This is a genomic window from Chroococcus sp. FPU101, from assembly GCF_017312365.1.
GTDB lineage: Bacteria > Cyanobacteriota > Cyanobacteriia > Cyanobacteriales > Microcystaceae > Chroococcus.
The window spans coordinates 88,782-113,818 of record NZ_BLJI01000003.1 but is presented as its reverse complement, the minus strand read 5'-3'; the positions used below and the strand labels follow the sequence as shown (position 1 = coordinate 113,818).

Here is a 25,037-nt window from a genome sequence, read left to right as displayed (position 1 = left end):
GATTTTGTGCTAAAAAGTCATGAAAGATTCGGGAAAATGATTAATCAGAACGGGAATCACGGGACAGGGTTTTTTATTTTGTAGCTGAGTGCTTTGATCAGAGCGAAAGGTATTCCAACGAAATGGCCCCATCTTAGCTGATGACATCCATAATAATCGTTTGGCTCTTGTCATTGCAACATACAATAAACGATATTCCTCAGCTTTTTTCAGTAGTCCCGCTTCTGTCCATGCTTGCATCGGTTCGGGAATGCGCGGTGATAAATTTTGATATTGAGTGTGAACCGCAGAACGCAATTGAGCGCGGGCAACTTCTGCAATACCAAAATCTCCTAAAAATTTCGCCGCGACGGGAACTCTTAAGCTACCAGGTAGAATATCCTCGTGAAGAAAAGGAATAAATACATAGTCCCAGTCGAGTCCTTTTGCTTTGTGCATGGTGATAATAGTAAGTTGTTTTTTTCGGGTATAGAGTTCGTCGTTATCATCTTCAACCGCTTCAAATCGTTCTGATGTGATAATTTCATTTAAGACGGTTAGAGTTGATTTAAGAGAACTATTGCCGATGGTTTGTTGATAGATGCGACTGGCTAACTTTTGGGCGGTGGCGAGTTCTGAACCTGAATATTTTAGTTTCATGCCCAAAAACGGAATCAGTTGATATTGCGGTAATTCTAAACGGGCTTTGAGGAGTTCACAACATAAATTTTTTGCAATTTCTATTTCTTTTTTCGGTTGGTTTTCCAGTGGGGTAGGATATAAGAATTGTTCGGGATAGGTGGCTAAAGCGTTTAAGTCTTGGGCGGCGATTAATCCTCGTTTTTCAAGGACTTCTAGGGTAGATTTAAGATAATCAGGAGAATGGGGACGGTCTAGAAATTGCAATAGTTTACAAATTTCTTCAGGAATTTGGGAAAAACGATCGCTTTCACTGACTTCATAGACTCTAATTCCATATTCTCGATAAAAGTGGGCGAATTTCTCAGCTAGAAATTTTCCTTGGCGGTTTTCTCGCACGAGGATAGCTGCATTGTGTTCGGGGTTAGTAGTGAGTAAGTCTATAACTCGTTTTTCAATGAGGTTAACAGTTTCATAGATGTCTTCGGGGATATAAATTTCTAAACCTTGTCCTGTCGGTTCGGGGTTTGCATCAGCTTGTGGATCATTAATACTAACAGTCTGGATATTTTGTAAGCGGAATGGGGTTTCAGTCTGATTATTTTTGGTGTTCCAAGTGCGATTCACCCACGATAAAACATAATTAGCCGATTCTATAATGATTTTACTACTACGTCCCGCTTGATCCATTGTGGCGAGTTTGTTGTGTTGTTTGCAACGATCGCAAAACCAATTAAAATAAACAGGGTCAGCAGGTGTAAAGGTAGAGTTAATCGCTTGATTGGGATCGCCGACCCGAATTAAATTAGGTGGTAAGTTAGGATCATTAGCATCATGAGCTAAGATTGAAATCAATTTTTCTTGTAATGGGCTAGAATCTTGGGCTTCATCTTCAAATACCCCAAATACTGAGTTTTGCCAGCGTTGACGGATTTTATCATTTTCTAGAACACGTAAAGCGGCTAAAATCATGTCATCGTAATCAATAAAATCACGCGCACGCATTAATCGTTCATACTGTTCATATAATCCTGCGGCAATGGTTAAAATCTTATAATTATCTGTTGCATATTCGCTTAAGTCCCAGACTTGTTGCGGGGTGAGTCCAGAACTTTTGGCCTCTCTAACAACAATATGGGCTAAATTCGGTAGAACTTCGGTTCTGAGGACAGACTGACGGCGTAATTTTTCGGCTTCTTCACCATCAAATTGTGAACCTTCTAATAAGGTTTGATAGCTATAAGGTGACTGGCTCATCCATTGTTCGACTGCGGCGCGAATGATACGATGACTGGGTGTAGGAACGACAATAGTCGCTGTCTCTAAATTTAATTGGGATAAGTCGGGATGACGAGTGGCAAGATGTAAGGCTAAACCGTGTAGGGTTTGAACCATAAAACCACTTTGCGGGAGTTGTAATTCTTTGAGGCGTTTTTTGATTTTTTCTTTAATACTTGCTGCTGCTGAACGAGTATAGGTAACAATAACTAATTGTTTTTTACCATGGAGTTGATGACGTGCAATCGTTATTGCTGCTGCCACTGCTAAACTATGGGATTTTCCTGCACCTGGTACTGCTGAAATCGCCATCCTTCCCCCTTGCCAATCTACTAAACTTTGTTGGCCTGGGCGTAAACTTTGTCGCCATTGTTGTAAGATTTGGTCTGGTGAGAGGGTTTCGCTACTGATAGTCATAGGTGAGATACTAGGGTCACTAGACAACTATTCTAAGCGACTTCTTCACTTTCATACAAACGTACTAATTTACAAAATTTAATCAAAACATATTATTACGATTGTTCCCGCGTTGTGACCCCCGCCTTAAGTTAAACTCCTAAAAACCATATTTTTCCCGACTTTATATAAAAGACAAACTCAAAAAACGTAAAATAACTTAACTACTATCATAATTTTCATACTTTTTACAAGAAAAATCATTACTAAATATATAATTTTACTAAGTTAGGCTAAAAAAAATAATTAATATTGAAACGAAGTTGTTAAGAAAATATAAAAGAGCCGTATTTGTTTTTTTTAAATGGTATGCTGTAGTAGCATTTTAGAAAAATTGTCTTAAAAAAATAATTGTTTTCCTAACCTAAATCTTTTTGTTTCAGGCTTAAAAAATTCAATGATTGTTGAGTGAAGATTAAAGATCTTATTTTCATTCAAATCAAATTTGTATTGGTTACATTTTTTTGATTTAAAGGCATCAAAATGTTTGATCAATTTAATTTTTTGTGTTTAAAACTGTACAAAAAGCTTAATTTACGCTCGTTGTTTCATGAAATAAAAGACAAGATCATCTAAAAAATTAATGACTTCAAAAAGGAGCTAAAGTAAAGTAATGAGTTTGCTAAAAGAAATTGAAATTCTTAGTTTGAACGGAACAAATGAAGTTGATGGCATTTTATTTAGTGAATTTAAGACTGACCTCAACAGTAGTTTTACATCAGAAAGCGTTGATGATACTAATACTTTTGAACTAACCAGTCTTGACGGAGCCAATAATAATGATGTTGATAATAGTTTGAGAAGTGAATCACAAGTTGTCGCCAGTAGTACGTCATCAGTTTTTGATAGTTTTGATTTTATCAGCATTCCTACTTCTGGTTCCGCTAGTCCGTATCCTTCGACAATTTTTGTGTCAGGTATGACGGGTGGGATTACTAAAGTAACTGTTACGCTGTTTGGAATTAATCATACTTTCCCCGATGATATTGATGTATTGTTGGTTGGGCCTAGTGGACAACGAACCCTGTTAATGTCCGATGTCGGAGGTACTAACGATCTCAATGGAGTCAATCTTACCTTTGACTCAACAGTAGGGGCAGTTCTACCAGATTCGGGACAAATTTTCTCTGGAACCTATCGACCGACTAATATTGGTGGTAGTGACTTATTTGCGAGTCCTGCACCTGGGGGTTCCTACTCAGCGAATTTAGGTGTCTTTAATAACACTAATCCTAATGGAACTTGGCGATTGTTTGTTACTGACGATCTTGGTGGAGATTCAGGATTTATCGACGATGGCTGGCGATTAAATATTCAGACTCAAACCGCCCTACCAAGTGTCAGGTTAGCTGTATCTCCTTCTAGCGTCCTCGAAAATGGAACGGCTAATTTAGTCTATACCTTTACCCGTACTGGTTCTCTGAGTAGTCCTCTAACGGTTAACTTTACCCGTGCAGGAACAGCGATTGACGGTAGTGACTATTCTGACTTTGGTAATAATGGAAACACGGTAACCTTTGCAGCAGGTTCGAGTACGACTAGAATTATCGTTGACCCCAGACCCGATACAACAGTAGAATCTAACGAAACTGTAATCTTTACTATTGCTAATGGTGCCGGCTATACCATTGGTACCCCATCATCTGTCACGGGAACCATTCTTAATGATGATACTAATCGTACTTTCACCTTGAATAACTCTAACTTGATCAACATTCCTAATGCTGGTTCGGCTAGTCCGTATCCCTCAACAATTAATGTTTCAGGTGTGACAGGCACAATTAGTAAATTAACTGTGAGTCTCAGAAATGTACGTCATACTTTCCCCGATGATATTGATGTATTGTTGGTTGGGCCTAGTGGACAACGAACCCTGTTAATGTCCGATGTCGGAGGTACTAACGATCTTAATGGAGTCAATCTTACCTTTGACTCAACAGTAGGGGCAGTTCTACCAGATTCGGGACAAATTTTCTCTGGAACCTATCGACCGACTAATATTGGTGGTAGTGACTTATTTGCGAGTCCTGCACCTGGGGGTTCCTATTCAGCGAATTTAGGTGTCTTTAATAACACTAATCCTAATGGAACTTGGCGATTGTTTGTTACTGACGATCTTGGTGGAGATTTCGGCTCGATCGCTAGTGGCTGGGGATTAACGATTCAAACCTAAAAATCTATCCTCTAAGGCTATTGTGTCAGTTAATCCCATTTAAAGGGTAGAGGAAACAAGGAGCTAAGATTTATAATTTCTGTAGAGAGGCGATCGTTTGCCTTTCTACACCCTTAAAGAAATTTTTGTAAATCCTAATGGTGGCGATGAGTCTGGCACTCCTGTGAGCAGTGCGGGAGATGTCAATGGTGATGGTTTTAATGATCTAATTATTAGCGCATCATATGCAGACTTCAATGGCAATTATTCAGGACAAAGCTATGTAATCTTTGGAGCGGCAACTACTTTACCAAATATCACTCTTGCCCTAAACTCTACCACCGTTACGGAAAATGGCTCTCTCAATCTTCTCTATACCTTGACTCGTACTGGTGATACAACCAACGCACTAGCCGTTAACTTTAGTGTTTCTGGAACCGCACTTAATATCACCGACTACAGACAAAGAGGAGCCAGTAGCTTTAATGGTACCACTGGAACGAGCTTCTTTGCTGCTAATTCCAGTACCGCAGTCTTGACAATTGACCCAATTAATGATATATATTTTAGTCCCGAAACTGATAAAACCGTAGAAATTGCGATCGCATCTGGTACAGGATACACTATTGGTACAGCCATTCCTCTAACTGGAACCATTTTGAATGATGATGGTGACAGTGGTGATAATATCTTAAATGGAAGCTCTGGCAACGACATTCTTAATGGCTTTGCTGGAAATGACATCTTACTATGTCGATAGTCCAGATGAAGTAATCAACGAGTTAGCCAACCGCCGACCCTCATTTAATTTATAATTCAACGAATGGGGCTTTATTCTTCGATGCGGATGGAATTGGAGGAAGTACCGCGACTCAGTTTGCAACACTCAATCCTAATCTTCTGCTAATCAATGCTGACTTTTCAATCATCGCTTAATTTCTTTCTAGGGGTTTGAGGGTTAAAATTAAGATCTGCCCTAACCCCTAACCTTTAAAAAACTACTTCAAATCGACATTAAAACAAGTCGTATTCGCATAGACCCAAAACTCGGTTACCATTCCGTCAGGAGGTGCGGGAAAGTATTCTTGTCCTAAAACGATTAAAGGATCTTTAGTATACCCTGAGGCTCCCTCATTATATTCTTCAGCCCCTAAATGACCTAATACATTCGCAGCAAAAACGACTTGAGGCTGTTTTCCTCCAAGTAAACACATATATTCTGTTTCAACTGCTTTAACTGCTTTATCTTCAGGAACCGCACGAAAGACTAGAGTAAAACCACCACTAATACCGAGTGATTGAAAAGTTTGTGATTTACCCATGAATTGTTCAATAACATCTGATGAAAGCTTATACTGTTCGAGTTGATTTTGTAAATCGGTTAAATTTGCACCACCAACTTTTAAAACTTTCGCCATCGCTTCGTGAGATAGCGGATATTCATCCTGAACAAAAGCACCTTGCGTTTCACCAATAAAAATCGGTGCGCCACCCGTCGGAACGTGTATCCAGTAATAAGTATCGTTTTTTTTTCCTAGTGCCGAAGCTGGTGTACTAAAAAAACTCAATACCATCAAGAAAATGATTAAAATTGTTTGAAGTGCGCGAAAAACCTTTTGCATAACCGACACCACTTGCTGATTAGTTATATTGTATCTAGACTTTTAAGGATGGGTTAACTACTATTGAGGTCGGGTAACATTAAAGATAATTAAAAAATTTTATTCAAATCATGGTTGAATCTACAAAATCTGGGCAAGCTCATCAAAACCCAAATCTAAGAACCCAATGGCGGTTGACTTCTGGTTACTTACATCAAGGTTATACAGATTTTGAATCAGCACATATTCTTTTAGGACGCTTCTTAGCAGATAGAACCTCGGTTGCTCCGCTTTCTGAAAGAGAACTTTTCGCGCCTGACGGCGTATTTGAATGGGGACATGAAAAGCCCTTAGAAAAAGTGATTAACTCGAGAGCCGATTTTGAATTTTTGCTGTTACATCCTAATTTATTACGCAAATCGATCGTTATTATTGAGCCTTGGCATCATGTTGGTGCTAATGTGCTTAATGAAGAAGTTCGCGCTTCTAAAAATGTCGCTTACATTGCTCAAAAAGTGGCTGATATAGACTCAATACTATTTCCTGTTTGGTCAACGGGTATTATCGATCCAGAATTAGTGATAGGGGCATTTAGTGCTAGTTATGCAGTAGTAGTAGAAGGAGGTGATCCATCGGTTTATGATGCCTCGACTTGGACAAGTCCCGTTTGTTCCCGTGAAGATATGTTTGCCTTAATCGAAAAATTACTGCTCTCGCGATCCCCTGGTAGCGCACCTGCTATCTTCATTTGTGTTGGACATCAGCTTGCGGCACAAGGTCATATAGGGCTAATTCAAAGAGCAGTTAAAGAAATCTTGAGTACAACATCTCTAGAAGGTGACCACCAAGCGAAAGCACTGAATTCACTCCAAGAAGTTGCAGGACGTATTGCATCAATGGGTAATACACTTCAAGTCCGCAAGCGCGATGGACGAACGGTTGCTAATGGCTGGAATGATGAGCATTTTGCCGTGACCCTAAATGAGTCAAAAGAAGTTGGCGATCGTGTATTATTGCCTTATCAGTCGCCTGATGGTCAAGTTCTGGGAATTCCCTGGGAATTAATTCACGCTCATGATGTAACCTCAGATAGTCATGAAGGTGTAATTGATACAAGTCTTCAATATGAGCGCGAAGTCTCAATTTCAATGTTTCACTCAGACGAAGTTAATGAAGAAGCGATCCTGTTTGCTAACTGGGCTTATCGTAGCATTCATGATGCGATTGTTCCCTATCGACACATTATTGCTGGTAGCCCTCTATCATGGCTGATCCAATTACCTGACTCTATAGAAATTTTATGTTCCACAGCAGTTGACCAAGAGATAGTTACAGAATGTTCAGCTACTTGTATTAATTACAAAGACTTTGAAACAAAAAAAATTCGTCGTTCTTTTACTTGCCAGTTCCATCCAGAGTTATTATCAGACTTACGTGCGATCGGTACTAGAGAAGCTCCTTCTTATTCAACTTTAAAAGCCGACGATGGAGTGCGTTTATTTGTCAGGCTATTATATGCTGGAATGCAAGATTGATTTAGCGATCGCAGAATTAGAGAGAGGCAAAGGAAACAACGGTGAGACAGTCGTTCAAGAAATCTTAGAACGATGTTTTACAAGCCAGTCTAGAGACAAAATGAATCGTTACATTATTTCGCCATCAGCTACTCGTGATTTAAACACAATTGCAGATTATTTTTTGACTATAAATGTAGAAACTGGTGAAAAATTGTTTCAGAGTTTAATCAGAAATGTCAAACACTGACTCAATTTTCCTTCTTAGGACGAAGTTACAACCATTTTAAACCATCATTAAGAGGTTTGTCTTTAATGAACGGATATATCATCTTTTACCGAGTCAACAATGGGGTTATTGAAATTTTACGAGTAGTTAATGGTCGCCAAGATATAGAAGCATTATTTGATGAGGCACAATAGTATAAATAAATATCCTATTGATCATCCCTCATGTCATACAAAACCTTCGACACGGAAGATAATCGTAAATCCTTTGAACTTCCTGGGGCCAAACCACACTACAATCCAGATAGACCAGGACAAGTAAACCACATATTTCTAGATTTATCCCTCGATATCCCCAATAAAAGCTTTAAGGGAACTTGTACAATTACCCTCACTCCCATTCGTATTGGTGTCACCCAACTGGTTTTAGATGCAGTCGATTTACAGATTCAGTCCGTTTTAATCGATAATATCAGTCAACCCTTTGATTACGATCGCTCCTTACTCACAATTCACCTACTTTCACCGACTACCGAACAACCCATCAATATCGTTATAGCGTATCAAGTCGAACAACCCCAAAGAGGACTTTATTTTATCGCACCAGAAGAACATTATCCCCATAAACCCGTACAAGTTTGGACACAGGGAGAAGATGAAGACTCGCGGTTTTGGTTTCCCTGTTTTGATTATCCAGGACAACTGGCTACATCAGAAATACGAGTTAAAGTTCCTCAACCTTTTTTAGCCATATCTAACGGAGAATTAATCGAAAAACAAGAAGTAGGCGAAGAAATCATTTATCATTGGTCACAAAAGCAAATTCATCCAACCTATCTGATGACATTAGCAGTTGGGGACTTTGCCGAAATAAAAGATAGTTGGAATAATATTCCAGTAACCTACTATGTAGAAAAAGGAAAAGAAACAGAAGCGGTTCTTAGTATGGGGAAAACCCCCCGTATGGTTGAATTTTTCTCGAATAAATTTGGTTATCTCTATCCCTTTCCTAAATATGCTCAAGTCTGCGTCGATGATTTTATTTTTGGTGGGATGGAAAATACATCTACCACGATTTTAACCGATCGCTGTTTACTCGACGAAAGAGCCAGTTTAGATCCTCTGCGGACTGAAAGTTTAGTTGCACATGAACTCGCACATCAATGGTTTGGTGACTTAGTGGTGATTAAACATTGGTCACACGCTTGGATTAAAGAGGGAATGGCTTCTTATTCTGAAGTATTATGGGTAGAAGAAGAATATGGTTTAGATCACGGGACATATTATTTATTAGGGGAAGCGAGAAGCTATCTAGATGAGGATGCAAACCGCTATCGTCGTCCCATTGTCACCCATGTCTATCGAGAAGCAATAGAATTATATGATCGTCATTTGTATGAAAAAGGGGCTTGTGTGTATCATATGATTCGTACCATCTTAGGGGACGAATTATTTACTAAAGCGATTCATACTTTTGTTAAAAATAACGCACATAAAACTGTAGAAACCATTGATCTATTGAGAGCAATTGATCAAGCAACAGGTTATAATTTAATGTTTCTGTTCGATCAATATGTCTTTCGCGGTGGTCATCCTGATTATAAAATTGCTTACTCATGGGATGGCGACAGTAATTTAGCGAAACTGACAGTTACTCAAACTCAAAGTGAAAAAGAATTATTTGATCTCAAAATTCCCATCGGCTTCGGATATTCAGTAAATGATGTAAATGTCAAGCAATACACTTTACGCATTCATGAAAAAGAACAAAGCTTTTATTTTCCTTTGGAGACAAAACCCGATTTTATTAGCTTTGATGTCGGCAATAACTACCTCAAAACCGTAACCTTAGAATATCCATTACCTGAACTCAAAGCACAACTCAAACACGATCGTGATCCCGTTTCTCGCATCTATGCAGCAAAAACGATCGCTAAAAAAGGCGGTTTAGAAGCAATAGAAGCATTATCCACCGCATTAACTCAAGATCCGTTCTGGGGAGTGCGTCTAGAAGTAGCAAAACAGTTATCTAGTATCAATTTAGATCAAGCAGTAACAGCAGTCATTCAGGGGTTACAAGATAAACATCCAAGTGTCAGACGCGCTGTTGTTGATGGTTTAAGTCAAAGCAAAACCCTACTCAGTTACAACACCTTAAAAAGCTTTCTAGAACAAGGAGATCCAAGTTATTACACCGAAGCAGCAGCAGCAAGAGGTTTAGGGGGAATGGTGTACGGCAACCTCAAAGCAAAAGAACCCGAAGTTATTGAATTGCTGAAAAATATTTTAGAAACCCGTACAGGATGGAATGAAGTGGTAAGATCGGGGGCAATTGGAGGATTGAGTCAATTAAAAACCTCACCTGTTGCGGTTGATGTCATTCTCGAATATACAAAATTAGGAGTGCCTCAGCCCTTGCGTTTAGCGGCAATTCGTGCATTAGGGGCGGTATCCGTTGGACAAACACCCGATAAGCTAGAAACAATTTTAGAAGCGTTAGAAAGTATCGCTCAAGAAAGCTTTTTCCTAACGCAAGTATCCGTCAGTGTCGCATTAGGACAAATGGAAACCCCTAAAGCGATCGCATTTTTGCAATCATTGTCTTATAGTACCCCAGATGGCAGGGTTAAACGCATGACCGAAGAAGCTATCCAACGAGTACAAAAAAATCTAGGTTCAGACAAAGCACTAAAAGGGTTACGGGAAGAAGTCGAACAACTCAAACAAGAAAACCAAGATCTAAAAAGTCGTTTGACAAAATTAGAAGCAAAAGGAAGTTAATCAGGCTAAAACCCAATAAAATCAACTCTGCTACTCCTTATGGTGAAAAGGATTCTGTCTGGGGGTGTATTCAAGCGATCCGTAAAATCAAGTACAAATAGGATACTGAAACTTACTAATATTGTTTTCTATGACACTGAAAAATTTGACAAAACGGTTATCCACTATCAAACGTTCGATCATTACATCAATGCTTTGTCTATTAGCGATGACCTTTATCTGGCAAGGTGCATTTTTCTCTAATAATGTAGCAATGGCATCGACTGACGCAGCAGATAAGGTAGAAAATAAAGTTGGCAAAGATGCTGGACGTGCTAAGAATTTTATCCAAGATACCAAGGAAAAAGTTCAAGATGCAGCTAAGAGCAATGCGTCTAAAGTTGAAGATGCCACAGATGGTAGCGGTAATTTTATTGAACGCAAAGCTAAAAAAGATAAAAGTAGAATTCTAGAAAAATCCGAAAAAGATGCAGCCAGAACTGAGAAAGCAGTTGATAAGACACAGAATGCTATTGAGCGTACTGTAGACAACATCAAAGATGCTTTTAGCAAATAACAAATAGCTTCTTTTTTAAACTAAACGGTCAATGTTCATTGTTGTATTAAATGTACATTGATCGTTTTGTTATTAGTATATAACATTAACTGACAGCCGTTCTTCTTTTCCAATTCAAACTTAAACTAAGAAATTTAATAAACCCCTTACCCTAACAATTGTTCTACAGAAATTGGCAATGTAGGAAACGCTGAGGAAAAAATAATACCTTTTTGATAAACTTGTTCTATGGGATTTTGGAAGACATATAGAATTCTAGACTGAAGCTCAATCACCTAATATTCCTTAATTCCTGCATTAGCATAGATAATCTTTTTAACTTCTAAATCTTTCTTTAAGGTTCTATCAGAAATCTCAATTAACCAGTAAATATTTTCGGGATAGGGATGACGGTTGAGATATAAAGTATCAGGAGAACGAACAATAGCAATTTCAGGTTCAGGTTCAGAGTCAGCAAGAGTAATAGAATAAGCTTCCATCACGATAGCTTGTTCTTAAAGTAGTGTGAACGCAGATAAATCACACCTCGATAATTTATAAATCTATGAGTAGACCCTTCTGGACTCATTTCTATAATATCTCCAGCGATTAACTCTACATGACGCTCACTCAAAATTCCTGCGTCAATCATTTTGTGATAATCTTTAACTGTCCACTGAGCAAGTGTGTGCATATAAACTTATGTTTGCTGTGTCATTGATTATGACAAGTAGGGGTAGGGTATTCAAACCCAATTTAAACCTGAATAACATGACAAATATAATATTCATAGAATTTGGAATCCCTATGCCTACAGAATAACCAAAAACGCTAGGATGGAAATAGAGATTACATTCTGATAGACGATGAAAGAACCCAAAATTACTGATATTCCCATCTGGACACCTGAAGCCCAAGCTAAACTTAAGAATATTCCATTTTTTGTCCGATCGCAAGCTCGTCAACGCATCGAAGCTAAAGCTAGAGCCGCAGGAACTGATCTCATTACAGGGGAACTCGTAGACCAAACACGTCTAGAATTCGGTCAATAGCCTTGATTCTTCAGACTAGAAATGTCAGAATAAAGAAAAATAAAGTTTTAAAATCTTCTCTTGACAAAAAACATAATGTTTGCATACGACTACGATTTAGTAATTGTTGGCGGTGGTATCGTCGGGGCAACCTTAGCATCAGCTTTAAAAAATTCGGGTTTAAAAATTGCAATTATCGAAGCGCAATCCCTCGAAAAAGCAGCCGCTAGACGGCAAGCTTATGCTCTTTCCATCCTTTCGGGAAGAATTTTGACACTCATTGGCGTTTGGCAACAAATCGCACCTTTTATTGGCAAATTTAATAAGATTCGTTTATCCGATGCTCATCACTCTGGAGTTGTTCCCTTTGCGACAGAAGATTTAGGAACAGATTATCTAGGATATGTTGGCGAACATCAAATTATTCTAAAAGCGTTACAAGATTTTATTGAACACTGCGATAATATTAGCTGGATTTGTCCTGCTGAAGTGAATCAAGTTAGCTATCAAGACTTCTCAGCAGTAATATCACTAAATATCAATGGACAAGAACAACAACTCAAGACTAAATTAGTTATTGGTGCAGATGGGGCTAAATCTAAAATCCGTCAATGGGCTAAGATTACAACACGTGGCTGGAAATATTGGCAATCTTGTGTAACATTTACTATATCCCATCAACTTCCTCAAAATAATACCGCGTTTGAACGATTTTGGCCAAGTGGCCCTATGGGAATTTTACCCTTAAGAGACAACCGATGTCAGATTGTTTGGACAAACCCCCATGCAGAAGCAAAAGCACTACAGGAAATGGATCGCCAAGGGTTTTTAGATAAACTGAGTGAATATACTCGCGGGGTATTGGGTGACATCGAATTAGTGAGCGATCGCTATTTATTCCCTGTACAATTAATGCAGAGTGATCATTATGTTAAATCGAGACTCGCTTTAGTTGGAGATGCAGCACATTGTTGTCATCCTGTCGGTGGGCAAGGTTTAAACCTCGGTATTCGAGATGCAGCAGCATTAGCACAAGTCTTAACTGAAGCACATCAACAAGGAAAAGATATTGGAACACTAGAAGTTTTACAAAAATATGAGACTTGGCGTAAAAAAGAAAATCTCGCTATTCTAGGATTTACGGATCTTCTAGATCGACTCTTTTCTAATAATTGGTTGCCTGTTGTGGTAGTGCGTCGGTTAGGATTGTGGATGATGCGAAATATTCCACCCCTAAAACGGTTTTCATTGCAGTTAATGACGGGATTATTAGGAAAAACGCCCCAACTCGCACCATAGAAACAATTGAGCCAATGCATGAATTACAGATAAACACTATCATAGAAGCCTGTTTGTTTTTAATTACGGTGCAATGATTCTAGAAGCTACGGTACATTCTTCGTTACTTGCTTATTTGCGGGAACAAAATCCCTCAAATTGGCAACATCATCTAACGATGGCGCGTATCATTGCCCGTACCCTGCGTTTACAACGTTCTGCGGTGATCCAAACAGGACATACGTTCTCAGCTTTGCCAAGTGCCAAGGGCATCGCACGTTATAGTCTTAGTTATCTAACACCCGCACTTTTAGCCGATTCACCGATTATATTAGTTGTACCCCTTAAGGAACAAGAACGATTACTCAGTGTCGAAATTCCACAGCTTCAAGAATGGTTACAAACTCATAAAGATATTGTAAGAGGACATCGCTGGCCTGAGTCTAAATCATTTCAAGGATTATTGTTAACGACTCCCGAAGATTGGTTAAATGATCGAATCAATCATCTGGGGCATTTTCCCTATAATATACCTACATTAATCGATCAAAGCGATCGTTTAGCCGAATGGACAACCCAACAATTAACAGTAACTATTTCTCCCTCTGACTGGCAAACCTTACCCGAAGCAGTACAATCGATCTACACTCAGTTACATCAACTCATTCTGTCTCATCCAAAAAATCCCTATGAATGTTTTTTAATCGATGAAACCGAAAAAGAAATTTTAGAGAAGCTTAAACCCATACTGAGTGATCTAGATTCTAATTCACCCTTTAAAAAATATCTAGAACGCATACCCGATGAAAATCAAATCATGTGGGTATCTGTGAACCGAGAAGCAAAAGAGTTTACCCTAAATATTAGTCCCGTCGAAATAGCCAATATCTTACAACCTATTTGGGAGAAACAACCTGTAGTACTGATGGGAGGTTTTTTAGATAGTGAGAAAACAGCAACCATCTATCGTCAACAACTCGGTTTACCAGATGTATTATCTCTAAAATTTTCTGCAAATCAAAAAAGCGAATACATAAACCTGTATATCCCTGATGGTTTCCCTTTACCCAATACACCGCAATTTCAAGGGGTTTTATTCCAACAAATTCAAACTCTCGTTAGTCTAAGCCAGATCCGCAATGAGCCAATCATCATTATTATTGAAGATGTACCGCTAAAAGGCCAACTTGCATCGATTCTCGCGGCTGAATTTGGTTCTAGAGTACAAGTCGAAAAAACAGAAATTGCCTCTAATGGAATTTTAGTCTGTGGTTGGCAGTTTTGGCATAACTATCAAGCCAATTTTCCCATCCCTCAGCTATTAATTATTGCTACATTACCCATTCCGTCCCCAGAAAATCCTCTCGTTGCGGGTAGAATTGCTTATTATAAAAATCATCGTCAAGATTGGTTTAGGTTGTACTTATTACCCACTGCATTAAGAGAAATTCAACGCGCTGTTATGCCGATACGTGAGTCACAGGGGTTCGTTGCTTTATTCGATAACCGTGTTAGTTCTCGTAGTTATGGTACTAAGATACTATCTGCCTTAGAACCCTATGCAAGAATTAACTATATAGATTTAAGTTGGTTTGAAAAAGAAAATTAGTATGATTTTACTTTTTGAAAAACAACAGAAAGATTATTAGCTGGCATTTGGCTCACTTCGACTAATTCTAAACCATTCTCCAGTGCTACATTAATCACATCTTCTAAATTACGAACACCCCATGCAGGATGATGAGACTGTAACGATTCATCAAACGCTTCATTACTAGATGCTGTATGTTTTCCACTCTGTTTATATGGCCCATACAGATAAAGAATACCACCATTAGGTAGAATACGCCCTGCACCTGCCATCAAACCTAAACAAGCTGACCAAGGCGCAATATGAATCATGTTAATGTTGACAATAGCTGCAATTTCAATCTTTTGAGTTTCGACAACCCAAGAATCATCCATTGCATCAATCTCAATGGGTGGTGCAAGATAGTTAGAAGGGAATTCTTCACGCCAAGCTGCAATACTTTCTCTAAGATAGAGTTGGGGTTCTGATGGTATCCAAATGCGGGGTTTGAGACGAGGGGCAAAAAAAATCGCGTGTTCACCTGTGCCGCTAGAAATCTCTAAAATATTGCCTGTTGGAGGTAAAATTTTTTGGAGAACTGTAAAATTGGTTCTCGGTTGCGTTGGGTAGCAGGGGCATATTGTTTCGCATCAGTATCAGACATAAGGCATACAGGCAATTAGTAAGATAGCGTTAAGATATGTAAAGATAATTATTTTTCCAAAACGATGACGCAGCAGAGAATATTAATTTGGTATCGTAATGATTTACGAATTCATGATCATGAGCCTTTATATCAAGCGTTACAAGAAAAAGCTCAAGTAATCCCATTATATTGTTTTAATCCGCGTCAATTTGGTCAAACATCCTATGGTTTTCCGAAAACAGGTAGTTTCCGCACCCAGTTTATTCTAGAAAGTGTTGCTAATTTAAAATCATCTCTACAACAACTCGGCAGTGATTTAATTATCCGTCACGGTGAACCCGAAAAAATTATCTTTGAATTAGCACAGCTTTTAAATATCAGTACGGTTTACTATCATCAAGAAGTTACATCCGAAGAATTAGCCGTCGAAAAAGTAATCGCTAAAAATATTAGCATGAAGGGATTCTGGGGAACGACACTTTATCACCCCGATGACTTACCTTTTGAAATCGCTCAATTACCCGAACTGTTTACCAATTTCCGTAAAAAAGTCGAAAAAGATGGTTATATCCGTCAAACTTTTCCGTTTCCCAAACAATTACCCGCATTACCTGAGATCGATGTTGGAAAAATGCCTACTTTTGAAGAATTAGGCGTAGCATCTCCCATATTTGACCCAAAAGCAACAATTATCCGTCAAGGAGGAGAAGCAGCAGGATTAACCAGATTAAATGATTACTTCTTTTCAAAAGATCAATTAAAAGTTTATAAAGAAACACGAAACGGAATGCTAGAGGTTGATGATTCGTCTAAATTTTCGGCTTGGTTATCAGCAGGATGTTTATCACCGCGCTATATTTATGAACAAGTCCAGAAATATGAATCAGAACGCATCAAAAATGATTCAACCTACTGGTTAATCTTTGAACTATTGTGGCGCGACTATTTTAGATTTATTTGTGCTAAGCATGGTAATAAGGTTTTTTATCGTTCTGGAATACAAGGAATCGATATCCCTTGGCAAGAAGACTGGACACGCTTTCAAATTTGGCAAGAGGGAAAAACAGGTTATCCGTTAGTCGATGCCAATATGAGAGAATTGTTAGGTACGGGTTTTATGTCCAATCGTGGACGGCAAAATGTCGCTAGTTTTCTGACCAAAAATCTAGGCATTAACTGGCTTCTCGGTACAGAATGGTTTGAATCGATGTTAGTCGATTACGATGTCTGTAGCAATTGGGGAAACTGGAACTACACCGCAGGTATCGGCAATGATGCAAGAGGATTTCGCTATTTTAATATTCCTAAACAGTCTAGATATTATGACCCCAATGGCGATTATCTTAGATATTGGTTGCCTGAATTAGCCTCCATTCCAGGTGATAAAATCCATGAGCCTTTGAAATTAACGCAAGAAGAACAAAAGCGATATGGTGTCATTTTAGGGGTAGATTATCCGCGTCCTGTGGTTGATTTTTTCAAATCGATTCAGAACAATGAAGCTATCTACAATGCTGCATTGAGTCGCAAATAAACTAAGATAAACAATCTTTTAAATAATAAACCACCTGTTGCTGTTCTTCAATGGTTAAATCTGGAAACATGGGTAAGGATAAAACCTCATGGGATGCTTGTTCAGAATACGGTAATTGTCCCACTGTATATCCTAAATCTTGATACACAGGTTGCAGATGTAAGGGTAGGGGGTAATACACCATCGAAATAACCCCCATTTCTTGTAACTTTTCCCTAACCTGATCACGATTAGAAATCATAATAGTATATTGATTCCAAACGTGTTGACCTCCTGCTAAAGCTTGAGGTAATTTTAAATTCGACAACGGTGAAAGTAATTCCTGATATCGCTTGGCAATTTTACCCCTTTGTTGATTCCATTGATCTAAATAACGCAATTTAACCTGTAAAATAGCAGCTTGTAGGGCATCAAGACGGCTATTAATCCCCATCACATCATGACGATAGCGAACCGAACTGCCATGCTCTCTTAACATTTTAACAGAGAGTGCGATCGCACTATCATTCGTAGTCACCGCGCCACCATCACCGCAAGCCCCTAAATTTTTTGTTGGAAAGAAGCTAAAACAGCCAATATGACCAATACTCCCCACTTTTTGACCGTTCCATTCGGCCCCCGTCGCTTGGGCGCAATCTTCAATCACATAGAGACCGTTCGCTGTTGCAATTTCCATGACCTGGGACATATTGACAGGTTGTCCAAATAGGTGTACTGGAATAATTGCTTTCGTTCGAGGTGTAATCGCTTTTTCGATTTGAGTGGGATCAAGATTAAAGGTATTGCAATCAATATCAATAAAAACAGGTTTTGCCCCCGTCATCGATACCGCTTCTGCTGTGGCAATAAAAGTAAAGGTCGAGGTAATCACTTCATCACCCGCACCAATATTCAAAGCCCGCAGAGCTAGATACAGCGCGTCAGTTCCAGAATTGCAAGCGATACAATGTTTAACTTGAGTATATTTAGCAAAATCTTGTTCAAAATCTATAACAGCAGCACCACCGACATAATAACCAGAGTTGAGAACCTTTAAAACGGCATTTTCCGTTTCTTCACTAATGAGGCTATATTGACGGGCTAAATCAACAGGGGGAATTTTCTTCACTCATTTGATACCTAAAACTTATCCTTATGAAACCAAATTTTTTGCAAAAAGGGAATAGTACACAAAAAATTGCTCTCAACTGATAAGTACAAATGAATTAGTTAAAGCTCACTAGGGGTATCGGGTGCAACAATCTCTCCTGCATCCTTTTGATAGTTAGTCGTCGATTTTAATAAATCACTGAATTGATTAAACTCTACACCAATCGATTGACAGGCTTCTCTTAAAGCCGCTTCAAATGCTTCTAGGTTATTCCCATAGCCACATTGTTTTGCTGCAACTTCTATACCATCATTACCATTTGCTCTAGCACAATCAATGAGTTCTATACCTTTAAGTGGTGAGGGTGTCATCATGGAGTTAATCTCTTGTAATTATTTAGAAAATATCTTAATGTAAAGCAAAGATTTTAATCTTCTATTACAAGTTAGAAAAGCACTATGTCTTAAGTATAGTAGACTACCGAAAAATTGCTGAAGCGTAACCAAATTAATCATAGTAAAATAAGAAAAGTATATCTTAAGACAGAAATTTTTGACCCCAACATATACTTAAAGATCGCAGAGTATAAATCATTATGATGGATTTTTATCCATTCCCCAACTTTAATACAGCATCAACGGAAGTTTTAAACTTTCTTCAGCAGCGTCTCGATTTTGATTTGTGGATGGTAACGCGCACTGAAGGCAATGAGTGGATCGTACTACAAGCCAAAGATCAAGGTTATGGCGTAAAAGAAGGCACTGTTTTTTCTTGGGCCGACTCTTTTTGTAGCCAAATGGTCTTAGGACGAGGCCCGAGAATTGCTCCCTGTGTAAATGAGATTCCCGCTTATGCTGAAGCTCCGATCGCCCAAAAAGTTAAAATAGGGGCCTATGTTGGAATGCCTTTAGTTCTCAGTGATGGTTCTTTATTTGGTACACTCTGTGCTATCGATCCAGAACCACAATTAGAAACGATTACAACTGAATTACCTTTAATTGAATTAATGACCCGTTTACTCTGTACCGTATTAGATAATGATTTAAAGCTGAGTGAACAAATTCGCCGTACCGAAAGAGCAATGGTCGAAGCGATGACGGATGCTTTAACAGGATTATATAACCGTAGGGGTTGGGAACAATTATTAAGCGCAGAAGAAGGTCGCTGTCGTCACTATGGCTATTCTGCTTGTATTGTCTCAATTGATCTTGATGACCTTAAACAAGTTAATGATACTCAAGGTCATGCCAGTGGAGATCAATTAATTAAAAAAGCGGCTCGGATTATTCGCTCTACGGTACGCAAACAAGATATTGTAGCTAGAGTGGGTGGTGATGAATTTGTGATACTGGTTGTTGAAGGCAATAGTCAGACTACATCTAGTTTATTAGTTCGCCTCAGAACTCAATTATCGGCGGCCGATATTCATGTGTCATTAGGTTTTGCACCGCGCTATCCTACTCTTGATTTACGTGAAGCTTGGCATGAAGCAGATCAAGCGATGTATGTCTGTAAAAGAGCCAATAAAGGAAAAATTCGGGTGTGAATGACATTATACAGCTAAATCCAAGTGATTTAGGCTTGGCATTAGGTTTGATTGGAGCGGCGATCGCACTTTCACGCTTTTCAAAGATCGAATTAGAAGGACAATTATTAATCGCAGCAGGTCGCGCTATCCTACAATTACTGGTAGTTGGTTACGTTCTGGCTCTGATTTTTGCTCTCAATAATCCTCTAGCGGTTTTAGGATTATTAGGGATGATGATTACGATCGCTAGTATTGTCGCAAAAAATCGCATCAATCAAAAAATTAAAGGTTTATTTCCCATTGTTAGTAGTTCACTCCTCATTAGCACCTTTTTAACCCTGAGTTATGTTTTAGCATTAATTATTCAACCCGATCGCTGGTACGATCCCCAATACTTAATTCCTTTAACGGGAATGATCTTAGGGAATGCGATGAATAGTGCGTCTCTAGCGGGTGAAAGACTCAGCAGCATGATTGAACAGAACCGTTTAAGTGTTGAAACCCATCTCTGTCTCGGTGCAACTCCAAAACAAGCGATTTCCTCCTATCAAAAAGATGCCATCCGCGCTAGCTTAATTCCCACCCTCAATCAAATGATGGTCGTCGGTTTAGTCAGTTTACCTGGAATGTTTACAGGACAAGTCTTAGCAGGTGGAGATCCTTTAAACGCTGCGTCTTATCAGATTTTAGTTTTATTCATGATCGCTTTTACCAACTTACTCACTGCCATTTTTGTGACAGAAGGGGTGTATCGTCGCTTTTTTAACCCCAATGTTCAATTAATTTGAATTTAATCGTTTTTTTAGACCTTTAAGATAAAACTTTGGGTATAACAAGATTATTCCTCCTGAATGTTGGCACATTTATAAAATGTTCAGTAAGATTGAGGTAAAGATATGTAAAATTAAGATACATAAGCTTGACAAAGTGTATATATTCTGTAGCTTAAACCTTGACATATGACTATTTCCATCGCTCAACTATCCATCGAAGGCCTACTTCTCGACTTTCTTCACTCATCTGAAGGATCATGGAAATCACAACGACGTTACTATACTCTCAAACAAGAAACCGAACCTCAAGAAGTCGTATCTTCAATTACGATTCGACATCTCAAGCAAGGTAGTCCAGAATTAGTTACACTGGCCAAATCCCATCAATTAGAAGACGAGAATGCAATCTTGGGCGGTTCATTGGTCACTTGGGAAAGTAATTATATTAAAGAAAGTCGTAAACCCTCACAAGGTTCAACCGTATTCGGTGTAATTGGTAATATACTGTATCGTGATCGAGGTTTTGCTACAGAAAAACCCGTCACCGCTATTTGTTCGATGCCCAATCCGAATACACTTTGTCTAAGAACCGAATATAGTGGCTCAGTTTTTGAAGAAGAAATTAAAATGATTGGGCAGCAGTATCGCACTCGACAAACCATTATTTCTCGTCTAGGTGAAGAAATTATGATTGGTCAATATTTAGAAAAACGAGTTTAATCATTTAAAGGTGGGTCATCCCCACCTTTTGCTCATAAACGCCAAATCATGCTAAATCGTCGAAAAATCGCCCGAAAATACATCGCCACTGGAAACTGATAATATTCAATTATAAGCCAAATGATACAAGCCAAATGGGCAAAAAATGTGATGATACTCCACACCATCGGTAGCCAAGACAAAGGACTATCAGGTATCGGTGGAAAAAAATAAGCCGCTAGACTGACGATTAAAGTCGGTAAAAAAACAAAAATCGTTGCAGCTATCCCATAAACTAATTTTCCCTCAGTGCCTTCACGTGGAACACCCTTCCAGGATTGTCCCGTCCAATACCAAGTTAAAGATAGCTGACTATCCGCCATACTCAGGGTTTGCTGTTCTTCATTAGCGGTAAAGATGTGGCGACAAAAATTACAGCCAAAGGCTTCCATTAAAGGTAAAGGTGTGATTTCTCCATGACGACAGACAGGACATGGATATGTCCCATAATAATTTAAGATTTTTTCTGATTTTGTCGATTCCAACATTACACTCAAGTTCTGCTGTTTCTTTAAGCTTATCTCAAGCGAAGTTAGACGGAGCAGAAAACTCGTTTTTCACTTGTTTAAGTTGATGCTGTAGGCTACTCTGTAGTGCAGTGCGAGAAATTTCAACGCCATCATTCAAATTGCCTTGTTTATCCATAAAAATAATACTATCAATTTGTCCGAGTGCGAATAGTTGAAATAGTAAATGAGCGACGGGAATAGCCACCGAATTCGTCGTATTTTGATATTTTGCGGCATCTTGCGATCGACTAAAAGCATAAACTACTTTTTTTTCTAATTCGGGGTGCTGGCGATGACTTAAAGTATTGATTAACCAGTCTCCCGTTTGATTTTGCAGAATATAATAAGTTTCGTGTCGTAGTTTTTGAGCAAATGCACCAACTACTGGAATCACCGCTTTTTGCATAATTTCAGTCGGAATACCATATTGAGGGGCTTCATCCGCTAAAATGTGCAGTTGTTTTTGAAGTTTCATCGAACTTTTAAAAATAAAGGTAAGTAAGAAACGATTTTTATTTATTGTAACGAGAAATCAATGGAGCAATTTTTAGTTATTTTTATCGGTGGGGGTTTGGGGAGTATTTGCCGTTATTGGGTAAGTAAGTTTATCAGTCAGTCTTTTGAAGGCTATTACCCTTATGGCACTCTAACCGTTAATTTGGTGGGCTGTTTTTTAATTGGCTTAATGGTTGGCATGATCGAAAAATATAGTATCCATCAAAATTGGCGGTTTTTCTTTGTTACTGGGTTTTGTGGCGGGTTTACAACTTTTTCCGCTTTTTCTTATGAGAATTTACAACTGATGCAACTTTTAAACTATAAAGCCTTATTCTCTTATGTTTTTGTCAGTTTAGTTGGCGGATTTTGGCTGACTTTTTTAGGTATGTGGTTAGCAAAAAGATAGAGACGTACCTTGGATATATGGTAAAGACGCGATTTATCGCGTCTCTACGAAAGGATCAGGTTTTATAATCCGTCACTTCTAAAACAGGGCCAATCATCGCCACTGTCATCACATCATTCCGAATTTTCCCTGTAACAGTGACTTTAGAAAGAGGTTTTTTCAAGTCTGCTGGAGGATTATATAACTCGTAAGTTTCTCCACTTTCAGAGACTAACGCCCAAACTCCTACACCAAAACCTGATTTTTCAACTTTTCCCGTAACAGTAATGCTACTCATATGGCACTTTCATCTCCCTTCATCGCTAAACAAGCTAATCCTATACATAAGAAAGCATTGACAGCGAGAAAACATCTAGCTAAGGTATCTTGTCCTAACCACATCACACCGGGAGACATCACCGCAGCAACACCTAAACAAACGGCAACCCCTAAAGTTGTGCCAATAGCAAACCATCGCCATTGCCGATGACCTAACAGGAGCGCAATCAGGCAAAATGGAATAATTACACTGGCAAAGAACGGATTAAACCAAGGATTTCCTTGAATAATATTTCCTAATTCTGGTAGTGAACTTCCCATAACTCTAAATGGCCATTGCGGTAAATCAAAGATATAAAATCCTCTAAGGAAAAATAACCCTGTACTGCCAAAAATTAAGCCAGTACTGAGGGGCCAAGTCCAATTGAAGGGGAAATAATTCCGTAAAAACCAAGCAAAGATATAAGAACCTAAAACCATTGCTACTTTAGGTAATAATGCAGCGACTCCTCCATCAATCCAAAAGCGCGGATTGAGATAACCACTATCTCTTAACCAACGAAAGAAATCTTTAAAGGTGATTTGACCTTTGAGGGCGAGTTGAACGGCTGATGCTGCGTCAAGTTGTCCCGCGCCATAATGATTAAACGGATCTTCTTTCACCTGACGGGAAGACTCTTTTAAGACTTTTAGGACTTCTTCGGGTTCGAGTTTTTCATTAGAAGCTTTAATCAAAGCGGCGACACCTGCAACATGAGGTGCTGCCATACTGGTTCCTTGAAACTCTGTGAAAACGGGATTACCTGTATCGGGATCAATGGTTTCTTGTAAGATTTTACCTTCTTCAGATCCCCCAGGAGCCGAAATATCAACCCCTGCACCATAATTAGAATAAGGGGCTTTTTTACCAGTAGGGTCAAGTGCGGAAACACTTATTACATGGGGATAACGCGCAGGATAAGCAGCAGAATTTTGGTTTGAGTTTCCCGCCGCCGCAACGATAATGACACCTTTATCATGAGCATAGTCGATCGCTTCTTTTAAAACCTGAGTATCGCCACCGCCACCTAAGCTCATATTAATCACATTCGCACCATGATCCGCCGCAAAACGAATCGCTTCGGCAATATCTGTGATGGTTCCGCCACCCCCAACAGATAGCACTTTCAGGGGCATAATTTTGGCTTTGTAGGCGATCCCCGCGACACCATAGTTATTATTAGTCGATTGGGCGATCGTCCCTGCGACGTGGGTTCCATGACCATTATCATCAATCGCCTCAATGCGATCGTTGACAAAATCATATCCTTCGACAAAGGCAGTTTGTTCTAAGTCGGGAACTTTCGATACACCTGTATCAATGACGGCGACAGTAACCCCTTCTCCTTGGGTTTCTTCCCAAGCGCGTTCGATATTGATACTACGGAAGTTCCACTGTTTGCTGTATTCTGGATCATTGGGAACTTCAAAGGCTTGATAGATATAGTTGGGTTCAATGGATTCTACATACGGCGTAAGGGGCGATCGTTGCAGTGCTTTTAATAGTTTTTCGTCGCCATTAAGGGTGTAGAGATGTTCATTGATGGAAAATATACTATTTAGATTAGGAGTTTGCTTGTATTGTTGGCTGATCGTTTCAAGTTGCTGGCTCAAAACGGTTGAGGGAATATCTTCTCTAAAATTAACAATAATCGAGTTATAGTTTCCTTTTGCTGCCAATCCTTTGAAATTGACAAGGGCTACTCCTAACCCGATGATAAATAGGCATATCAGTAACAGTTTTTTCATCGCGTCTGCCCACTACCGAAGTACTTGTATCCAAACCAGCATAGCTGATCTAACAACATTTTGGCTGGTCTATTTCTAGTTGTAAAGTTTTGGAACCAAACAAAGGAGAAAGTCGGGGAATAGAAAAAATACAAGCTTTTCCTTTTTTTTATTGAGGAATCAAAAAAAGAATTGAATAAAGTTAATGAGGAGAGCGCTTCTACACG

Annotated in this window: 25 protein-coding genes and 1 pseudogene; 15 read left to right on the top strand and 11 right to left on the bottom strand. The window is 38.9% G+C overall.

The window, feature by feature from the left end:
* Positions 1-9 precede the first annotated feature (9 nt).
* Entirely contained in the window at positions 10-2,313 is a 2,304-nt protein-coding gene (locus tag CFPU101_RS05050) for an ATP-dependent helicase (protein WP_206814243.1), read from the bottom strand.
* A 652-nt stretch (positions 2,314-2,965) separates the two neighbouring features.
* Between CFPU101_RS05050 and CFPU101_RS05045 the strand changes: the two genes are divergently transcribed.
* Both CFPU101_RS05045 and CFPU101_RS05040 read left to right on the top strand, forming a co-directional pair.
* A complete protein-coding gene (locus tag CFPU101_RS05045) occupies positions 2,966-4,525 on the top strand; it encodes a hypothetical protein (RefSeq protein WP_206814242.1) in 1,560 nt (519 codons plus the stop codon).
* A 97-nt stretch (positions 4,526-4,622) separates the two neighbouring features.
* Entirely contained in the window at positions 4,623-5,264 is a 642-nt protein-coding gene (locus tag CFPU101_RS05040) for an integrin alpha (RefSeq protein ID WP_206814241.1), read from the top strand.
* Positions 5,265-5,502: 238 nt separating this feature from the next.
* Here CFPU101_RS05040 and CFPU101_RS05035 read toward each other — a convergent pair whose 3' ends face one another.
* On the bottom strand, positions 5,503-6,126 hold the full coding sequence (locus CFPU101_RS05035; protein WP_206814240.1) for a hypothetical protein: 624 nt from the start codon (positions 6,124-6,126) through the stop codon (positions 5,503-5,505).
* A gap of 110 nt (positions 6,127-6,236) precedes the next feature.
* On the opposite strand from CFPU101_RS05035, the gene CFPU101_RS05030 reads away from it, so the two are divergent.
* The 5 genes from CFPU101_RS05030 (at position 6,237) to CFPU101_RS05015 (ending at position 11,184) form a co-directional block, all read left to right on the top strand.
* Positions 6,237-7,640, top strand: a complete 1,404-nt coding sequence (locus CFPU101_RS05030; RefSeq protein WP_206814239.1) for a hypothetical protein — start codon at positions 6,237-6,239, stop codon at positions 7,638-7,640.
* Positions 7,621-7,869: a hypothetical protein gene (locus tag CFPU101_RS25440; protein ID WP_242577774.1), complete on the top strand. Its 249-nt coding sequence runs from the start codon at positions 7,621-7,623 to the stop codon at positions 7,867-7,869. Before CFPU101_RS05030 ends, CFPU101_RS25440 begins: the two co-directional genes overlap by 20 nt.
* The gene (locus CFPU101_RS25435) at positions 7,833-8,042 is read left to right on the top strand and encodes a type II toxin-antitoxin system RelE/ParE family toxin (RefSeq protein WP_307730433.1); all 210 of its coding nucleotides are present in this window, start codon (positions 7,833-7,835) and stop codon (positions 8,040-8,042) included. Before CFPU101_RS25440 ends, CFPU101_RS25435 begins: the two co-directional genes overlap by 37 nt.
* Positions 8,043-8,072: 30 nt before the next feature.
* On the top strand, positions 8,073-10,628 hold the full coding sequence (locus CFPU101_RS05020) for a M1 family metallopeptidase (protein WP_206814238.1): 2,556 nt from the start codon (positions 8,073-8,075) through the stop codon (positions 10,626-10,628).
* 130 nt (positions 10,629-10,758) lie between these two features.
* Positions 10,759-11,184, top strand: a complete 426-nt coding sequence (locus tag CFPU101_RS05015) for a hypothetical protein (RefSeq protein WP_206814237.1) — start codon at positions 10,759-10,761, stop codon at positions 11,182-11,184.
* 275 nt (positions 11,185-11,459) lie between these two features.
* Here the strand turns inward: CFPU101_RS05015 and CFPU101_RS26130 are convergent, their stop codons facing one another.
* A complete protein-coding gene (locus CFPU101_RS26130) occupies positions 11,460-11,663 on the bottom strand; it encodes a Uma2 family endonuclease (protein ID WP_307730432.1) in 204 nt (67 codons plus the stop codon).
* Positions 11,663-11,857, bottom strand: coding sequence for a hypothetical protein (locus CFPU101_RS26125; RefSeq protein ID WP_307730431.1), 195 nt, complete (start codon positions 11,855-11,857; stop codon positions 11,663-11,665). The genes CFPU101_RS26130 and CFPU101_RS26125 overlap by 1 nt, the downstream gene beginning before the upstream one ends.
* 172 nt (positions 11,858-12,029) lie before the next feature.
* On the opposite strand from CFPU101_RS26125, the gene CFPU101_RS05005 reads away from it, so the two are divergent.
* The 3 genes from CFPU101_RS05005 to CFPU101_RS04995 all read left to right on the top strand — a co-directional run bounded on the left by CFPU101_RS05005 (position 12,030) and on the right by CFPU101_RS04995 (position 15,081).
* Positions 12,030-12,215 carry a PCP reductase family protein gene (locus tag CFPU101_RS05005; protein ID WP_206814236.1) on the top strand — a complete coding sequence of 62 codons (186 nt, stop codon included), beginning with the start codon at positions 12,030-12,032 and terminating at the stop codon, positions 12,213-12,215.
* Between the two features lie 75 nt (positions 12,216-12,290).
* Positions 12,291-13,493, top strand: coding sequence for an FAD-dependent hydroxylase (locus tag CFPU101_RS05000; protein WP_206814235.1), 1,203 nt, complete (start codon positions 12,291-12,293; stop codon positions 13,491-13,493).
* Between the two features lie 73 nt (positions 13,494-13,566).
* The gene (locus CFPU101_RS04995; protein WP_206814234.1) at positions 13,567-15,081 is read left to right on the top strand and encodes a helicase C-terminal domain-containing protein; all 1,515 of its coding nucleotides are present in this window, start codon (positions 13,567-13,569) and stop codon (positions 15,079-15,081) included.
* Here CFPU101_RS04995 and CFPU101_RS04990 read toward each other — a convergent pair.
* A pseudogene (locus CFPU101_RS04990) lies at positions 15,078-15,706 on the bottom strand (DUF938 domain-containing protein). The gene CFPU101_RS04995 and the pseudogene CFPU101_RS04990 sit on opposite strands and share 4 nt — an antisense overlap.
* Before the next feature lie 64 nt (positions 15,707-15,770).
* Here CFPU101_RS04990 and CFPU101_RS04985 point away from each other — a divergent pair.
* Complete coding sequence (locus CFPU101_RS04985) at positions 15,771-17,222, top strand: DASH family cryptochrome (RefSeq protein WP_206814233.1); 1,452 nt, start codon at positions 15,771-15,773, stop codon at positions 17,220-17,222.
* A 1-nt stretch (position 17,223) separates the two neighbouring features.
* On the opposite strand, the gene CFPU101_RS04980 is transcribed toward CFPU101_RS04985, so the two are convergent.
* Both CFPU101_RS04980 and CFPU101_RS04975 read right to left on the bottom strand, forming a co-directional pair.
* The gene (locus tag CFPU101_RS04980; RefSeq protein ID WP_206814232.1) at positions 17,224-18,330 is read right to left on the bottom strand and encodes a DegT/DnrJ/EryC1/StrS aminotransferase family protein; all 1,107 of its coding nucleotides are present in this window, start codon (positions 18,328-18,330) and stop codon (positions 17,224-17,226) included.
* Between the two features lie 101 nt (positions 18,331-18,431).
* The gene (locus CFPU101_RS04975; RefSeq protein WP_206814231.1) at positions 18,432-18,686 is read right to left on the bottom strand and encodes a hypothetical protein; all 255 of its coding nucleotides are present in this window, start codon (positions 18,684-18,686) and stop codon (positions 18,432-18,434) included.
* 221 nt (positions 18,687-18,907) lie between these two features.
* Here CFPU101_RS04975 and CFPU101_RS04970 point away from each other — a divergent pair, with 221 nt between their 5' ends.
* The 3 genes from CFPU101_RS04970 to CFPU101_RS04960 all read left to right on the top strand — a co-directional run bounded on the left by CFPU101_RS04970 (position 18,908) and on the right by CFPU101_RS04960 (position 21,333).
* The gene (locus CFPU101_RS04970) at positions 18,908-19,858 is read left to right on the top strand and encodes a sensor domain-containing diguanylate cyclase (RefSeq protein ID WP_206814230.1); all 951 of its coding nucleotides are present in this window, start codon (positions 18,908-18,910) and stop codon (positions 19,856-19,858) included.
* Complete coding sequence (fetB, locus tag CFPU101_RS04965; protein ID WP_206814229.1) at positions 19,855-20,628, top strand: iron export ABC transporter permease subunit FetB; 774 nt, start codon at positions 19,855-19,857, stop codon at positions 20,626-20,628. Before CFPU101_RS04970 ends, fetB begins: the two co-directional genes overlap by 4 nt.
* Positions 20,629-20,799: 171 nt before the next feature.
* Positions 20,800-21,333: a phycobiliprotein lyase gene (locus CFPU101_RS04960; RefSeq protein ID WP_206814228.1), complete on the top strand. Its 534-nt coding sequence runs from the start codon at positions 20,800-20,802 to the stop codon at positions 21,331-21,333.
* Between the two features lie 32 nt (positions 21,334-21,365).
* Here CFPU101_RS04960 and CFPU101_RS04955 read toward each other — a convergent pair whose 3' ends face one another.
* Together CFPU101_RS04955 and CFPU101_RS04950 are read right to left on the bottom strand one after the other, a co-directional pair.
* Positions 21,366-21,860 carry a hypothetical protein gene (locus CFPU101_RS04955; protein WP_206814227.1) on the bottom strand — a complete coding sequence of 165 codons (495 nt, stop codon included), beginning with the start codon at positions 21,858-21,860 and terminating at the stop codon, positions 21,366-21,368.
* A gap of 34 nt (positions 21,861-21,894) precedes the next feature.
* Complete coding sequence (locus CFPU101_RS04950) at positions 21,895-22,356, bottom strand: hypothetical protein (RefSeq protein ID WP_206814226.1); 462 nt, start codon at positions 22,354-22,356, stop codon at positions 21,895-21,897.
* Between the two features lie 60 nt (positions 22,357-22,416).
* On the opposite strand from CFPU101_RS04950, the gene crcB reads away from it, so the two are divergent.
* On the top strand, positions 22,417-22,785 hold the full coding sequence (gene crcB, locus CFPU101_RS04945; protein ID WP_206814225.1) for a fluoride efflux transporter CrcB: 369 nt from the start codon (positions 22,417-22,419) through the stop codon (positions 22,783-22,785).
* A gap of 55 nt (positions 22,786-22,840) precedes the next feature.
* Here the strand turns inward: crcB and CFPU101_RS04940 are convergent, their stop codons facing one another.
* Both CFPU101_RS04940 and CFPU101_RS04935 read right to left on the bottom strand, forming a co-directional pair.
* The gene (locus CFPU101_RS04940) at positions 22,841-23,062 is read right to left on the bottom strand and encodes a hypothetical protein (protein WP_206814224.1); all 222 of its coding nucleotides are present in this window, start codon (positions 23,060-23,062) and stop codon (positions 22,841-22,843) included.
* Complete coding sequence (locus tag CFPU101_RS04935; protein ID WP_206814223.1) at positions 23,059-24,831, bottom strand: S8 family peptidase; 1,773 nt, start codon at positions 24,829-24,831, stop codon at positions 23,059-23,061. The genes CFPU101_RS04940 and CFPU101_RS04935 overlap by 4 nt, the downstream gene beginning before the upstream one ends.
* Positions 24,832-25,037: the final 206 nt, after the last annotated feature.